We start from the raw sequence: 14,825 nt of genomic DNA, 5'->3' as shown, positions 1-14,825 counted from the left end.
TTCAGTCTTGGGTGGGTCTGGTGGTCGGTGGCCTCCGGCTCAGCCGGTGGCGGTTCCCGACGACGGCCGGTCGGCTCGCGCGGGAGGCTTGCGTCCCAGCGGGACATGGGTGGTGCACACATGCCCACCGGTGGGCATGGTGGACAGGCGCCGCACATCCACGCCGAGCAGGCGGGCGAAGACCTCGGTCTCCTCCTCGCAGAACTCCGGGAACCGTGCGGCGACCTCCTGCAGGGGACAGTGTCCCTGACAGATCTGCGCGGCCCGCATCACCGGCAGTGAGGTCCGGTCTGACTGAGGGGCGTGCTGACGGTCCGGACCGGGTCCGGTGGTGGGCAGACCGGCCAGGCGGATGCTGGCGGCGAAGCCGAGCTCGTCCAGGACCCGTGCCAGCGTGTCCGTCCGCACCTGCAGATCCTGGACGGACTCACCTTGTGCCTCGGCGGCGGTGATCGCCTCGAGGAAGCGGCGCTCCACTTCGGCGAAGCGGTCCTGGGCCACCAGGCGGATCGCCTCGACGCCCTGCATCTGCGCCAGCCGGCCCAGCGCGTCCGTGGCGATGGTGAGGTAGTCGTCGCCCAGATCGGCCTGGCCCTGCTGGCTGACCACATACCGGCGGGATGGACGCCCGGCACCGCGGTTGCCGGCGATCAGCTTGATCTCCACGGTCCCCTCCTCGGAGAGGACGTCCAGGTGCCGACGCACCGCTGCGGCGGTCAGATCCAGCTGACGTCCCACCTCGGCGGCGCTCACCGGCCCGTGCGTGAGCACGACCTGCAGCACCCGCTCACGGGTGCTGTCTCCGGTCAGCACCGCTCCGGTGCCGGTGGGCACACTGGAGTCCGGCGCTGTGCGCGCGACGTCGGGGGAATACACAACTTTATTCTTACCTATTCGGGATACCGGTTCCAAGTGAGGGGACCCTCAGTCGAGGACGATTCCGCTCCCAGCGCAGGCGACCCCCGGGTCTCAGACCGTCGGGCGCGACTTCTACACGACGTAGAACTCAACGCACGCGCGGCTAGACTGTCTCGGTGTCCTCTGTGCCCCCTTCCCCTGCAGCGTCGGTGACGTCCGTGCCGGCCGACCCCGCCGTCACCAGACACCTGCATGCGCAGGGCCCTGCCCCCACCGGTGACGTCCAACTCCAGTTGACTGATGTGCACCACAGCGTGCGCAGCCGCCGTTCCACTGTGGAGATCCTGCGGGGAGTGGAGCTGACCGCCCGCGCAGGCCAGGTCACCGCCCTGCTGGGACCCAATGGAGCCGGCAAGACCACCACCCTGATGGTCGCGCAGGGACTGGAGCGCCCCACCTCCGGCACCGTGCGTCTGCTGGATCAGGATCCTTGGCGGGCTGGCGCGGATCTGCGCAGCCGGGTCGGCGTGATGCTCCAGGACGGCGGACTGCCCCTGGCCGCCACACCGGAGCCACTGCTGCGTCATGTCTGCACCCTGTACCGCGATCCCGTGGACATGCCGCGGCTGATGGAGCGTCTGGGCATCGACGAGTTCGCCCGCCGAGACATTCGGCGCCTCTCGGGCGGTCAGCGCCAGCGCGTCTCGCTCGCCGCCGCGCTGGCAGGGCGGCCCCAGGTGATCTTCCTGGACGAGCCCAGTGCCGGACTCGACCCGGTCTCCCGCCAACTGGTGTTCGAGCTGATCCGCGAACTGCGGGCCTCCGGCATGGCCATCATCCTCACCACACACCTGCTCGATGACGCCCAACGCCTGGCCGACCACGTGGTCCTGCTCCGCCAGGGCCGCGTGGTGCGCCGCGGGACTGTCTCTGAACTGACCTCCACCTCGGAGGCACCGGCCCTGCACTTCCGCGTGGACCGAGCAGTGCCCTCCGTGGCGCTGGATGAGGTGCCTGCGGGGCTGACCGTCCAGGCCGAGCCGGGCCACTCCTCTGCCGGCGGCGGGACGCCGACCGGCAGCTCCTATGTGGTGCACGGTGCCCAGAGACCCTCGGACCTGGAGGCCCTGGCGGCCTGGTGGACCCGTCACGACCTGATGCCCACGGATCTGCATCTGGCCCGCCGGTCCTTGGAGGACGTCTTCCTGGAGGTCACCCCGTGAGCGGTGTCGAGTCCTCGCTGCAGCCCGCGCGCGCAGCCCACGCCCAGCCGCTCGTCCGCCGGGTGCTCTCCCAGAGCGGATACGAGACCTGGACCGCCCTGAAGAACGGCGAGCAGCTGCTCGTCTCGATCATCCTGCCGCTGCTGGCCCTGTTCGGGACCGTCTGGACCGGACTGCTGGACACCCCCACCACTCGAGGGATCGATCTCGCCGTCCCCGGCGTGCTCGCTCTGGCCGTGCTCAGCTCGGCCTTCACCGGCCAGGGGATCGCCACCGCCTTCGAGCGCCGCTACGGGGTGCTGGCCTACCTCTCCACGACTCCCCTGGGGCCGGCCGGCCTCCTGCTGGGCAAGGCTCTGTCCGTCCTGACCCTGCTGACCGTGCAGGTCACCGTGATCGGCGGCGTGGGCCTGGCCCTGGGATGGCGTCCTGACCTGGCCGGCATCTCCTGGGCGGTGCTGTTCCTGATCTGCGGTGCGGCGACGTTCACGGCTCTGGGGCTGCTGATCGCTGGGACCACCAAGCCCGAGGCCACCCTGGCGCTGACGAACCTGCTCTGGGTCCTGCTCGGCGCGCTGGGCGGGGCGGTCTTCCCCGTCCCGGACGTGGGCATCTGGTCCGCGCTCGCCGCGTTCCTGCCCTCGGCCGCACTCGGCGACGGCCTGCGTGCATCCCTCCTGCACGGCACGCTGGACGGACCCGCCCTGCTCATCCTGCTCAGCTGGGCGGTCCTGGCCACCCTGGCCGCCGTGAGGTGGTTCCGGTGGAGATGACCGCCCCTGCACTGACCTGTCCTGATCCCCTGACCCCTAGGAACCTGACGTGACCTCCTCCACCCAGCCTGCCGCCGTCGGGACTGGTCCTGACGTGGGCCTGCCGCACGATGCCGCTGTGCCCCGGTCTGCTGAACCCGTGCTGGACGGGCCCCGGTGGCTGCCCTCCACCATCACCCGCACCACCTACTGGCTGGCCATCGCCTCACTGATCTCGGAGATCGGGATCATCGTCACCGGAGGTGCGGTGCGTCTGACCAAGTCCGGCCTGGGCTGCCCTACCTGGCCCAAGTGCACTCCCGAGTCCCTGACCAACACCCCGGAGATGGGCATCCACGGGATCATCGAGTTCGGCAATCGGACCCTGACCTTCGTGCTGGGCTTCATCGCCCTGGCCATGCTCCTGTGGGTCTGGCGGATGCGGCGCAGCCACCCGTCCCTGTTCGGGATGTCCTTCGGCCTGCTGCTGGGCATTCCGGCGCAGGCGGTGGTGGGCGGCATCACCGTGCTGACCCAGCTCAATCCCTGGGTGGTGGCGGGGCACTTCATGGTCTCGGCGACCATGGTGTGCGTGGCCACGCTGCTGGTCAACCGCGTGGGCCTGGAGTGGCGGGTCCGCTCCGAGTCCGGCACACCGCCGCAGCTGGTGGACGGCCCGACGACGCCGCTGTCCCGCGGTCTGGCCTGGATCGTGTTCATCTCCGGCTGGGCCGCGGTCTACCTCGGCACCGTGGTGACCGGCACCGGCCCACACGGCGGTGACGCCACCGCGCCCCGGCACGACTTCGACCCGTTGATCGTCACGCGCATCCACGTGGTGCCGGTGTACATCATGGTGGCCGCCGCGGTGCTGCTGATGATCGTGGTGCTGCGCCAGGACTCCTCCCGGGGGCAGCGGATGTCGACCGTCCGCGTGCTGATGGTGGTGCTCTTCCAGGGACTGATCGGGTACGTCCAGCACTTCAACGGTCTGCCCATCCTGCTGGTCCTGCTCCACATGCTGGGGGCCGCGCTGATCGTCTGGGCCATGACGAATGCGCTGGACCGTCAGCGCTCCACGTACACGGCCCGCGTGGCTGAGGCCGTGGAGGCCGGTCCCGAGCAGATGGCCCAGGCCCGGGCGTAGAAGCCCCGGGCCCCCGGGCATGCTCCGGGGAGGGCAGCGGAGCACAGACGAGACAGGCCGACCGGAACGATCCGGTCGGCCTGTCCTGTGTCCGGGACTGTGTGGGAGTGCCGGGTCAGTGGATGACGCCGGGCACCGGCATCAGCGGCGAGCCCACGAAGGGATCCACCGCCAGGGCGACGAACAGCAGCGTCAGATAGGTGATGGACAGGTGGAAGACCTTCATGGCCTTCTTGTCCGTGAAGTCCGGCTTCTGGGCTTCGCGGTAGAGCACATGGCACTCGTAGATGAACCAGGCGCCGGTGGCCACCGCGGTGGCCGTGTAGACGATGCCGGCCCAGCCCATGGGCACCAGCAGCAACGAGCAGGCCACGGTGGCCCAGGCGTACAGCACCACCTGGCTGGAGACCACGCGGGCGGAGGCCACGGCCCCGAGCATGGGCACCTCGGCGTTCTGGTAGTCCAGCTTGTACTTCAGCGACAGCGGCCAGTAGTGCGGCGGGGTCCAGAGGAAGATGATCAGGAACAGCACCACGGCGGGCCATTCCACGGTCTCCCGGACGGCGGCCCAGGCGATCAGGACCGGGAAGCAGCCGGCGATCCCGCCCCAGACGATGTTCTGCTCGGTGCGCCGCTTGAGCACCAGGCTGTAGACCACCACGTAGAAGAAGATGGCGCCGGCCCCCAGCAGGCCTGCCAGCAGGTTGGCACCGAAGGTCAGGATGGCCAGGGAGAGCACCGTGAGGACCCAGGAGAAGACCAGCGCCTCGCGCGGCGTCACCTCACCGGTGACCAGCGGACGGTTCTCGGTCCGCTTCATGACGCGGTCGATGTCCCGGTCGATGTAGCAGTTGAAGGCCCCTGAGGCACCGGCTGCCAGTGCACCGCCGACCATGGTGGCGACCATGGTCAGGATGTCTGGGAATCCCCGCTGGGCGAAGATCATGGTGGGAAGCGTGGTGACCAGCAACAGCTCGATCACCCGCGGCTTGGTCAGGGCGAGGTAGGCCGCGGCCTTCCGCTTGAACCCGATGCCCTGGCGCACCGTGGCGTCAGCCGCGTGCTCCGGAGTGCCGGTGGTGGGTGCGTCAAGGGAGGTGGGCATCTACTTCTCACGGTTCGAAGGCAGGAACAGGACAGAGGGCAGGGAACAGCCCATATACAGGGTCCAGTGTACCGCCGAAGGTCATCTGGAACCGGCATTGCGTCAGACCCGGACCCAGACCACCCTGATCGGGCTAAGCTGGCAGAGGCCGCCAGCGGCCTGCCCTGGACGGCTCAGTCGCCAGATCCGGGGCTCCGTCTCGACCCGTCAGGAGCATCACTGTGACCTCAGCCCCGGCAACTCCCACCGACGAGAAGGCCCTGGACCGGACCCGTCCGGCCCGTGAGTACACCTACTCCGATCAGGATCGCCGGGCCGTGGACACTCTCCGCGTGCTGGCCGCCGACGCGGTGGAGAAGGTCGGGAACGGACACCCCGGCACGGCCATCTCGCTGGCCCCAGTGGCCTGGCAGCTGTTCCAGAACGTCATGCACCTCGACCCGACGGACCCCCAGTGGGCCGGACGGGACCGTTTCATCCTCTCCGCCGGCCACACCTCGCTGACCCAGTACCTGCAGCTGTTCGCCGCCGGCGCAGGTCTGGAGCTGGAGGACCTGGAGTCTCTGCGCACCTGGGGTTCGAAGACTCCCGGCCACCCGGAGCACGGCCACACTGACGGCGTGGAGATCACCACCGGACCGCTCGGACAGGGCCTGGCCTCCGCCGTGGGCTTCGCCTATGCCCAGCGCCGACTCCGTGGACTGCTGGACCCGGAGGCGGCCCCGGGCACCAGCCCCTGGGACCACCACGTGTTCGTCATCGCCTCAGACGGTGACATGCAGGAGGGCGTCACCTCGGAGGCCTCCTCCTTGGCCGGGCACCAGCAGCTGGGCAACCTCGTGGTGATCTACGACGACAACGAGATCTCCATCGAGGACGACACCAAGGTCGCCTTCAGCGAAGACGTCTCCGCGCGTTACGAGGCCTACGGCTGGCATGTCCAGCGCGTGGACTGGACAGCCTCCGGCGACTACATGGAGGACACCGAACAGCTGTACCGGGCCCTGGAGTCGGCCAAGGCCGAGACCGGGCGTCCGTCCCTGATCAGTCTGCGCACCATCATCGGCTGGCCCTCGCCCACCAAGCAGGACACCGGTGGCATCCACGGCTCCAAGCTCGGCTCTGAGGAGCTGCGCGGCCTGAAGGAGATTCTGGGCTTCGACCCGGAGGCCTCCTTCCAGATCGAGGACGAGGTCCTGGCACATGCACGCAGCATCGCTGGGCGTTCAGCCGAGTACCGCGCTCAGTGGGAGCAGGCCTACCAGCAGTGGCGCACCGACCGCCCTGAGGCGGCTGATCTGTACGACCGCCTGAAGGATCGCCGTCTGCCCGACGGGTTCGCGCAGGCCTTCCCCCGGTTCGAAGCCGACTTCGGTCCTGAGGCCACGGGCCTGGCCACCCGTGCCGCCTCCGGCAAGGTGCTGTCCGCGCTGGCGCCGGTGATGCCTGAGCTCTGGGGCGGTTCGGCCGACCTGGCCGGGTCCAACAACACCACCATGGACGGCGAATCCTCCTTCATCCCTGCCGAGGCTCAGACGGACACCTGGAGCGGTGGCCCCTACGGCCGCACCCTGCACTTCGGCATCCGCGAGCACGCCGCCGGAGCCATCGTGAACGGGATCTCCCTGGGATCTCTGCTGCGCGCCTACTCCGGCACGTTCCTGATCTTCTCGGACTATCAGCGACCGGCCATCCGGATCGGGGCACTGATGTCCACCCCGGCCATCTATGTGTGGACGCACGACTCCATCGGCCTGGGCGAGGACGGTCCTACCCACCAGCCGGTGGAGCAGCTGGCCAGCCTGCGGGCGATCCCCGGACTCGACGTGGTCCGCCCGGCCGATGCCAACGAGGTCTCCTGGGCCTGGCGGACGATCCTGGAGAACACCACCCATCCGGCCGGCATCGTGCTGTCCCGCCAGAACCTCCCGGTGTTCCCCCGTGATGAGCAGGGCTTCGCCTCGGCCGAGGGCACGGCGCGGGGAGCCTACGTGCTCCTGGACGCCACCGATGCCAGGGGCTCGGTCGTCGAGCCCCGGGCCATCCTGATCGGCACCGGATCCGAGGTGCAGCTGGCCGTCGAGGCCCGCGATGCCCTGCAGGCCGAAGGTGTCCCCACCCGTGTGGTCTCGGCCCCGTGCCTGGAATGGTTCGACGCCCAGGACGAGGACTACCGCCGCTCGGTGCTGGGCGACCTGACCTCCCTGGACGGGCCGGTCCGGGTCTCCGTGGAGGCGGGGGTCTCCCAGGGCTGGATGAAGTACACCGGCTTCCGCGGTGCCCAGGTCTCCCTGGAGCACTTCGGAGCCTCCGCCGACTACCAGACCCTGTACCGCGAGTTCGGCATCACCGCTGACGCGGTGGCCCAGGCCGTGCGCGACCTCACGGCCAGCGCGTTCTGACCGGTCTGCGCGCCCAGCCGATCCGATCACCTCAGGAGCACACCATGACGGAGCAGAACCAGAACACCCAGGCACTGGCCGAGGCCGGTGTGTCCATCTGGCTCGACGACCTCTCGCGCCACCGCATCACCTCAGGCAACCTCCAGGAGCTGATCCAGACACGCTCCGTGACCGGCGTGACCACCAATCCCTCCATCTTCGCCGCGGCGTTGAAGGACGGCGGTCCGTACCGCGAGCAGCTCCAGGAGCTCGCCCGGGAGGGAGTCGATGTGGAACGCGCCGTCTTCGAGCTGACCACTCGAGACGTGCGTGAGGCCTGCGATGTGTTCGCACCCGTCCACCAGCAGACCGATGGCGTGGACGGACGCGTGTCCATCGAGGTGGACCCGCGCTCTGCCCGCGAGGCCGAGGCCACGGTGAGCGAGGCACGCGAGCTGGCGGCCGCCGTCGGGCGAGACAATGTGCTGATCAAGATCCCGGCGACCACTGAGGGGCTGGAGGCCATCACCGCCGTGCTGGCCGAGGGCATCAGCGTGAACGTCACGCTGATCTTCTCCCTCACCCGGTACCGCGAGGTCCTCAACGCCTGGCTGCTCGGCCTGGAGCAGGCCCTGGCGGCCGGACACGCGCTGAAGGACATCCACTCCGTGGCCAGCTTCTTCGTCTCCCGTGTGGACACGGAGGTCGACCGCCGTCTGGACGCCTCGTCATCCCCCGGAGCCGGCGACCTGCGCGGCCTGGCGGGACTGGCCAACGCCAGGCTCGCGTACCGCATCTTCACCGACACCCTGGACACCGAACGATGGCGTCTGCTCGCCGATGCCGGAGCCCGGCCGCAGCGTCCCCTCTGGGCCTCGACCGGCACCAAGGACCCGGCCCTGCCGGACACGCTCTACGTGACCGGACTGGTGGCTCCCGGCACCGTGAACACCATGCCCGAGAAGACCCTGGAGGCCCTCGCCGACCACGGCGTCGTCCAGGGGGACACCATCAGCTCTGCCTATGAGACCTCGGATCGGATCCTGGACTCCGTGGGCCATGCTGGGGTGGACTACCAGGACGTGGTGCGGACGCTGGAGGACGAGGGTCTGCAGAAGTTCGTGGACAGCTGGCAGGAGCTGCTGCAGACCGTCCGCACCGCCCTGGACCAGCACCGTTCGACCACCTGACCACCGACGACGTCGATGCCGTTGACCAGACCCCTCTGAAGGAGACCCTCATGAGCTCGCTTGGACTGCAGGCCACCGGAGCCGCCCTGGAGGCGGTGGACCGGCACGTGCCGACCCTGGTGGAGGACCGCGTGGCCAGTCGACTCGCGCAGAAGGACCACACCCTGTGGGGGCCTGCTGCGGAGGAGGAGGCGTCCCAGCGTCTGGGCTGGATGGACCTGATCGAGGACTCCAGGGCCGTGCTGCCTCAGATCGAGCAGCTGCGCCGGGATCTCCAGAACGAGGGCATCACCCGGATCGTCCTGGCGGGAATGGGCGGTTCGTCCCTGGCGCCTGAGGTCATCGCGGCCACCGCGGGCCGGGAGCTGACGGTCCTGGACTCCACCGACCCGGAGATGGTGGGCAACGTGCTGGCGGCGGACATCCAGCAGACCGCACTGGTGGTCTCCTCCAAGTCCGGATCGACGGTGGAGACCGACTCCCAGCGTCGGGTCTTCGAGCAGGCCTTCACCGACGCCGGGCTGACGGCCGGTCGTCACATGATCGTGGTCACCGATCCCGGCTCACCGCTCGAGCAGACGGCCACGGAGGCCGGCTACCGTCAGGTCTTCACCGCCGATCCCACCGTGGGTGGCCGGTACTCCGCGCTGACGGCGTTCGGGCTGGTCCCCACCGGGCTGGCTGGCGTGGACGTGGCCGCTCTGCTGGACGACGCCGAAGAGGCCATGGAGATGCTCCGAGACGACGACGTGGACAACCTGGGCCTGCAGCTCGGCGCCGCGCTCGGTGGGACCACTCCCCTGCGGAACAAGCTGATCTTCTCGGACGAGGGCTCCGGCATCCCCGGTTTCGCCGACTGGGCCGAGCAGCTGATTGCGGAGTCCACCGGCAAGGAGGGCACCGGTGTCCTCCCCGTGGTGGTGCACGCCGGCGATCCTGAGACCCAGTCTCCACTGGCGGAGGCCGCCGATCTGCTCCAGGTGCGCCTCGTCGCCGGCCCCGAGGACCGGGACGACGAGGAGTCCCTGGAACCCCGGACCGGAGACCATGCGATCGAGGTGTTCGGCTCACTCGGAGCCCAACTGATCCTGTGGGAGTTCGCCACGGCCGTGGCCGGGCGCCTGTTGGGCATCAACCCCTTCGACCAGCCTGACGTCGAGTCGGCCAAGGCCGCCGCTCGTGGCCTGTTGGACAGCCCCACTGAGCAGTCCCCCGCCGATCGCACGCTGAACGGGATGGACCTGCGCGGTCCAGCCGACATCATCGACGCCGAGGACCTGGCCGCTGTGCTGCGCGGCGTGGCCCAGGCCGTGCCCGCCGACGGCTACCTGTCCATCCAGGTCTACCTGGACCGGCTGGGCATGGCCGAGGTGGAGCAGCTGCGTCCCGCTCTCGCGTCCCTCGCCGGGCGTCCCGTCACCTTCGGCTGGGGGCCACGGTTCCTGCACTCCACCGGTCAGTACCACAAGGGCGGTCCCGCCCACGGCGTGGTGCTGCAGATCACCGCAGACTCGGACACGGACCTGGAGATTCCCGGCCGTCCCTTCACCTTCGGCACGCTGATCGCCGCTCAGGCCGCCGGTGACGCCTCGGTCCTGCGAGAGGCCGGACTGACGGTGGTGCAGGTGCACCTGACGGACCGCCGCGCCGGTGTGGCCGAGCTGCTGGGCGCCGTGAGCAGTGCCTGAGGTGTCCGGCGGACGGAATCCGCTCCGCAGCCCGCTGGATCGGCGCCTGACCCGGATCGCCGGTCCCTCAGCCCTGGTGCTCTTCGGAGTCACCGGAGACCTGGCTCGCAAGAAGCTGCTTCCCGCGATCTACGACCTGGCCCACCGCGGCCTGCTGCCGCCGAGCTTCTCACTCGTCGGATTCGGCCGGCGGGACTGGACCGACGACCAGTTCACCGCTGAGGTGCGCAGCAGCGTCGAGGCCTCCTCGCGCACCGAGTTCAACGAGACGGTCTGGAACCAGCTGCGCGGCGGCTTCCGCTTCGTCTCCGGCGGGTTCGACGACGCCACGGCCTATGAGGACCTCGGCGCGGTCCTGAGCGAGCTGGAGGGCTCCCGTGGTACCGGGGGGAACACGGTCTTCTATCTCTCCATCCCCCCGGACTGGTTCGAGGAGGTCAGCCGCCAGCTGGCCGATCATGGACTGGCCGGCCGAGACGGTCAGCGCACGTCAGCGGCGGCCACTGCACCCTGGCGTCGCGTGGTGATCGAGAAGCCCTTCGGCCATGATCTCACCAGCGCCCGAGAGCTCAACGAGGTGATCGAGCAGGTCTTCGAACCCGATGCCGTCTTCCGCATCGACCACTATCTGGGCAAGGAGACCGTCCAGAACCTGCTGGCCCTGCGCTTCGCCAACCGCCTCTTCGAGCCTCTGTGGAACTCGAACCATGTGGACCACGTGCAGATCACCATGGCCGAGGACATCGGAATCGGAGGCCGTGCCGGATACTACGACGGCGTGGGTGCGGCCCGTGACGTGATCCAGAACCACCTGCTCCAGCTCCTGGCCCTGACCGCCATGGAGGAGCCGATCTCCTTCGCCGCCGATCACCTGCGTGCAGAGAAGGAGAAGGTGCTGGCCGCCGTCGTGGTCCCCGAGGACGACGACGCCCTGGCGGCGTCGTCGGCCCGGGGACAGTACACCGGAGGGTGGCAGGGCGGTGAAGAGGTCACCGGCTTCCTGGACGAGGAGGGGTTCAATCCAGACTCCACCACGGAGACCTACGCTGCTCTCAAACTGTGCATCCACACGCGCCGCTGGGACGGCGTCCCGTTCTATCTGCGAGCAGGCAAGCGTCTGGGCCGCCGGGTCACGGAGATCGCCGTGGTGTTCAAACGCTCCCCCAATCTGCTCTTCCCAGGCCACGACTCCGACGAGTTCGGTCAGAACGCCGTGGTCATCCGTGTCCAGCCGGATGAGGGTGTCACCATCCGCTTCGCCTCCAAGGTCCCCGGCACCCAGCGCGAGGTGCGCGATGTGACCATGGACTTCGGCTATGGCCACGCCTTCACCGAGGACAGCCCCGAGGCCTACGAGAGGCTGATCCTGGACGTCCTGCTCGGCGAACCGCCGCTGTTCCCCCGCCAGGCCGAGGTGGAGCTGTCCTGGAAGATCCTGGATCCGTTCGAGGAGCATTGGGCGGCACAGCCGGGCCAGCCCGAGCCCTACTCCCCCGGCAGCTGGGGCCCGGCCGGTGCTGACGCACTGATGGCTCGTGACGGACGCACGTGGAGGAGACCCTGATGATCGTCGACCTCACCGATGTGACCACCTCCACGGTGGCCAAGGAGATGAACCGACTGCGCGAGTCCGGCGGCGTCGTCGCTCTCGGCCGGGTGCTGACCCTGGTCATCTCCACCCGCCCGGAGTACGTGGAGAAGGCGCTCACCGCCGCGAACCTGGCCAGTCGAGAGCACCCCTGCCGGATCATCGTGCTGGCCGCCGGGGATGCACAGGCACCCACCCGCCTCGACGCACAGATCCGGGTCGGCGGAGACGCCGGGGCCTCAGACGTCGTCATCCTCCAGGGGCAGGGCGCCAACGCCACAGAGTCCGAATCGCTGATCGGAGCGCTGCTGCTCCCGGATGCACCCATCGTGGTCTGGTGGCCCCACGATGCCCCGGAGGTGCCCGCCGCATCGCCGCTGGGACGCATCGCCCACCGCCGGATCACGGATTCAGCCGCCGGTCCTCACGCGCGCAGCGCCCTGATGGCCCTGCGCACCTCGTACCGGGCCGGGGACACCGATCTGGCCTGGACCCGGCTGACCGGATGGAGGATCCAGCTGGCGGCCATCTTCGACCATCTGAACGCCAATGAGATCAGGTCCGTCACCGTGGAGGGCGCCGTGGACTCGCCCTCGACTATCCTCTTGGCGGCCTGGCTGACCCAGTGTCTGCACGTCCCGGTCACCATGGCCCGGTCCAAGGCCGGCCAGGGCATGCGGGCAGTGCGCTTCAGCAGGATCGGCGGTGACGTCGTGCTCTCTCGGATGGCCGGTGACGTGGCCTCGCTCTACCAGCAGGGCCACCCCGTTCAACGGATCGCCCTGGCGCGCCGGACCGACCAGGACTGCCTGGCCGAGGAGCTGCGCCGGCTCGATCCAGATGAGGTCTTCGGCGATGTGGTTCAGAACGGGCTGGCCCTGACCGACCTGAAGGAGGTGGCTCCCAGTGAACGCTGAGACCCCTGACGACCAGCTGCGAGTCCACACGGACCGGCAGGCACTCTGCAGGACCGTGGCGGAGGATCTGCTCGACGTCCTGCGCGAAGCGGTGGACACGCGCGGAACCGCCTCAGCCGTCCTGACCGGCGGCGGCACCGGAACTGGGATCCTCGAGGCTTTGGCCGCACCGGAGCTGGCTGGGCAGGTGGACTGGTCCGCAGTCCATCTCTGGTGGGGCGACGAACGGTTCCTGCCTGCCGGCAACGGGGAACGCAACGAGGTCCAGGCCACGGATGCCCTGTTGAGCGCGCTGGTGGAGGACCACGGTCTGCCGCCGGAGAACATCCACCGGATGCCGGCTGCGGCTCCTCAGGCGGCCCGGTCAGTGAACGAGGTGCACGATGCCGCCAGGGTCTACGCAGCCGCGCTGGCTGACCACGCCGCGGCCGACCCGGGCCCGGACCCCCGTCTGCCGGTGCTGGATGTCGTGCTGCTCGGCATGGGGCCGGACGCACATGTGGCCAGTCTGTTCCCCGGCCTGCCCGGGCCCTCGGCCACCGGCCAGACGGTGATCGGGGTGACGGACTCCCCCAAGCCTCCTCCGGAACGGATCTCCCTGACCCTGGAGTCATTGGGAACGGCCCGTCGGGTGTGGCTCGTGGTCGCTGGCCAGGACAAGGCCGAGACCGTCTCCACCGTCCGGGATGCCCGCGAACGAGGACAGCGGGACGCGAATCGCCTGCCGGCCACTGCGGTCAACGGAACCGTGCAGACCCGGTGGGACCTGGACCGGGGCGCCGCCGGGTTGGAGGACACCGGCGCCGACTGACACCGGCACACTGCATGACGAAGGGGCTCAGACCAATCGGTCTGAGCCCCTTCGTCCGTCGGCCTGACCGGAGGTCAGAAGTCCTGGGAGAAGCGCATGATCAAGCCGAGCGCGACGACGATGGCACCCCAGAACACCCCCAGCAGGATGGTGAGGCGGTTCAGGTTCCGCTCAGCCACACCGGAGGCACCGAGGGACGAGGTCACTCCACCTCCGAACATGTCCGACATACCACCGCCGCGGCCCTTGTGAAGCAGGATCAGCAGAGTCAGCAGCAGGCTGATCACGCCCAACGCGATCTGCAGGATGAGGGTCAGGACGTCCACGATGCTCTTTTCTGCGCGGCGGTCAGTCGGTCAGGAGGTGATGCTCGAACCTGACAATGCTAGCAAACTCGTCCACCTCCAGGCTGGCACCGCCCACGAGCACGCCGTCCACGTCACGTTCACGCAGGATGCTCGCCACGTTCCCGGACTTCACTGAGCCGCCGTAGAGCAGCCGCACTCGCGAGGCTGTGTCGGCGTCGTACAGGTCCTCGAGCTCGGCACGCAGGGCTCGGCACATCTCCTGGGCGTCCTCCGGGCCGGCCACCTCACCGGTGCCGATGGCCCACACCGGCTCATAGGCCACCACGAGGTCGGCGACCTGGTCGGCGCTGAGCCCATCCACTGCGGCCCGCATCTGCCCCAGGGTGTGCTCCACATGCTGACCGGCCTGACGGACCTCGAGACCCTCACCGACGCACAGGATCGGGCCCAGGCCGTGCTCCAGGGCGGCCTTGACCTTGCGCTGCACGACCTCGTCGGACTCAGCGTGGATCGTCCGGCGCTCCGAGTGACCCACCAGCACGTAGGTGCAGCCCAGCTTGGAGAGGAACTGCCCGGAGATGTCGCCAGTGTAGGCACCGCTGGTCTCCGGCGAGAGGTCCTGTCCACCGTAGACCAAGGGAAGACGGTCCGCGGCCACCAACGTCTGCACGCTGCGCAGATCGGTGAACGGCGGGAAGACCGCCACTTCCACCCGCTCGAAGTCATGGTCGGCATCACTGAGCGTCCAAGAGAGCTTCTGAACCAGGGTGACTGCCTCGAGGTGGTCCAGGTTCATCTTCCAGTTGCCGGCGATCAGCGGCGTGCGGTCATAGACGCCATCGGTCTTCGCGGTCATC

At 69.0% G+C, this 14,825-nt stretch carries 13 protein-coding genes; 9 read left to right on the top strand and 4 right to left on the bottom strand.

Features of this window, described 5'->3' with window-relative positions:
• Positions 1-39: 39 nt before the first annotated feature.
• Positions 40-876: a helix-turn-helix transcriptional regulator gene (locus ACEXHE_RS02595; protein WP_374784600.1), complete on the bottom strand. Its 837-nt coding sequence runs from the start codon at positions 874-876 to the stop codon at positions 40-42.
• A gap of 275 nt (positions 877-1,151) precedes the next feature.
• Between ACEXHE_RS02595 and ACEXHE_RS02590 the strand changes: the two genes are divergently transcribed.
• From ACEXHE_RS02590 to ACEXHE_RS02580, 3 genes are all read left to right on the top strand, one after another.
• Complete coding sequence (locus tag ACEXHE_RS02590) at positions 1,152-2,081, top strand: ABC transporter ATP-binding protein (RefSeq protein WP_374784844.1); 930 nt, start codon at positions 1,152-1,154, stop codon at positions 2,079-2,081.
• The gene (locus ACEXHE_RS02585) at positions 2,078-2,854 is read left to right on the top strand and encodes an ABC transporter permease (RefSeq protein WP_374784599.1); all 777 of its coding nucleotides are present in this window, start codon (positions 2,078-2,080) and stop codon (positions 2,852-2,854) included. Before ACEXHE_RS02590 ends, ACEXHE_RS02585 begins: the two co-directional genes overlap by 4 nt.
• A 118-nt stretch (positions 2,855-2,972) precedes the next feature.
• Positions 2,973-3,980, top strand: a complete 1,008-nt coding sequence (locus ACEXHE_RS02580) for a heme A synthase (RefSeq protein ID WP_374784843.1) — start codon at positions 2,973-2,975, stop codon at positions 3,978-3,980.
• A gap of 115 nt (positions 3,981-4,095) precedes the next feature.
• Here the strand turns inward: ACEXHE_RS02580 and ACEXHE_RS02575 are convergent, their stop codons facing one another.
• Positions 4,096-5,085, bottom strand: coding sequence for a heme o synthase (locus ACEXHE_RS02575; RefSeq protein WP_091696976.1), 990 nt, complete (start codon positions 5,083-5,085; stop codon positions 4,096-4,098).
• A 221-nt stretch (positions 5,086-5,306) separates the two neighbouring features.
• Between ACEXHE_RS02575 and tkt the strand changes: the two genes are divergently transcribed.
• Genes tkt through pgl form a run of 6 tightly spaced genes read left to right on the top strand, consistent with a single transcriptional unit; the run spans position 5,307 to position 13,660 of the window.
• A complete protein-coding gene (gene tkt, locus ACEXHE_RS02570; RefSeq protein ID WP_091696978.1) occupies positions 5,307-7,487 on the top strand; it encodes a transketolase in 2,181 nt (726 codons plus the stop codon).
• 44 nt (positions 7,488-7,531) lie between these two features.
• Positions 7,532-8,656 (top strand): transaldolase, encoded by a 1,125-nt coding sequence (gene tal / locus ACEXHE_RS02565; RefSeq protein ID WP_091696981.1) that lies wholly within the window; start codon positions 7,532-7,534, stop codon positions 8,654-8,656.
• A gap of 50 nt (positions 8,657-8,706) precedes the next feature.
• Positions 8,707-10,344 carry a glucose-6-phosphate isomerase gene (locus ACEXHE_RS02560; protein ID WP_374784598.1) on the top strand — a complete coding sequence of 546 codons (1,638 nt, stop codon included), beginning with the start codon at positions 8,707-8,709 and terminating at the stop codon, positions 10,342-10,344.
• Positions 10,337-11,908 carry a glucose-6-phosphate dehydrogenase gene (zwf, locus tag ACEXHE_RS02555; protein ID WP_374784597.1) on the top strand — a complete coding sequence of 524 codons (1,572 nt, stop codon included), beginning with the start codon at positions 10,337-10,339 and terminating at the stop codon, positions 11,906-11,908. The genes ACEXHE_RS02560 and zwf overlap by 8 nt, the downstream gene beginning before the upstream one ends.
• Positions 11,908-12,849 carry a glucose-6-phosphate dehydrogenase assembly protein OpcA gene (locus ACEXHE_RS02550; protein ID WP_374784596.1) on the top strand — a complete coding sequence of 314 codons (942 nt, stop codon included), beginning with the start codon at positions 11,908-11,910 and terminating at the stop codon, positions 12,847-12,849. Before zwf ends, ACEXHE_RS02550 begins: the two co-directional genes overlap by 1 nt.
• Positions 12,839-13,660, top strand: a complete 822-nt coding sequence (gene pgl / locus ACEXHE_RS02545; protein ID WP_374784595.1) for a 6-phosphogluconolactonase — start codon at positions 12,839-12,841, stop codon at positions 13,658-13,660. The genes ACEXHE_RS02550 and pgl overlap by 11 nt, the downstream gene beginning before the upstream one ends.
• 74 nt (positions 13,661-13,734) lie before the next feature.
• Here pgl and secG read toward each other — a convergent pair whose 3' ends face one another.
• Positions 13,735-13,986 (bottom strand): preprotein translocase subunit SecG, encoded by a 252-nt coding sequence (secG, locus tag ACEXHE_RS02540; RefSeq protein ID WP_091696990.1) that lies wholly within the window; start codon positions 13,984-13,986, stop codon positions 13,735-13,737.
• A gap of 22 nt (positions 13,987-14,008) precedes the next feature.
• A complete protein-coding gene (gene tpiA / locus ACEXHE_RS02535) occupies positions 14,009-14,824 on the bottom strand; it encodes a triose-phosphate isomerase (protein ID WP_356966300.1) in 816 nt (271 codons plus the stop codon).
• Position 14,825 lies beyond the last annotated feature (1 nt).

Source organism: Micrococcus sp. IITD107, assembly GCF_041927415.1.
Classification (GTDB): Bacteria; Actinomycetota; Actinomycetes; order Actinomycetales; family Micrococcaceae; genus Citricoccus; species Citricoccus terreus.
The sequence above is the reverse complement of the archived record's forward strand: the minus strand, read 5'-3'. Positions and strand labels throughout refer to the sequence as shown.

Excerpts from the sequence above, each read along its gene's own strand:
- ACEXHE_RS02575 (WP_091696976.1), bottom strand. The coding sequence starts at position 5,085 with ATGCCCACCTCCCTTGACGCACCCACCACCGGCACTCCGGAGCACGCG.
- tal (WP_091696981.1), top strand. The coding sequence starts at position 7,532 with ATGACGGAGCAGAACCAGAACACCCAGGCACTGGCCGAGGCCGGTGTG.
- ACEXHE_RS02560 (WP_374784598.1), top strand. The coding sequence starts at position 8,707 with ATGAGCTCGCTTGGACTGCAGGCCACCGGAGCCGCCCTGGAGGCGGTG.
- ACEXHE_RS02550 (WP_374784596.1), top strand. The coding sequence starts at position 11,908 with ATGATCGTCGACCTCACCGATGTGACCACCTCCACGGTGGCCAAGGAG.
- tpiA (WP_356966300.1), bottom strand. The coding sequence starts at position 14,824 with ATGACCGCGAAGACCGATGGCGTCTATGACCGCACGCCGCTGATCGCC.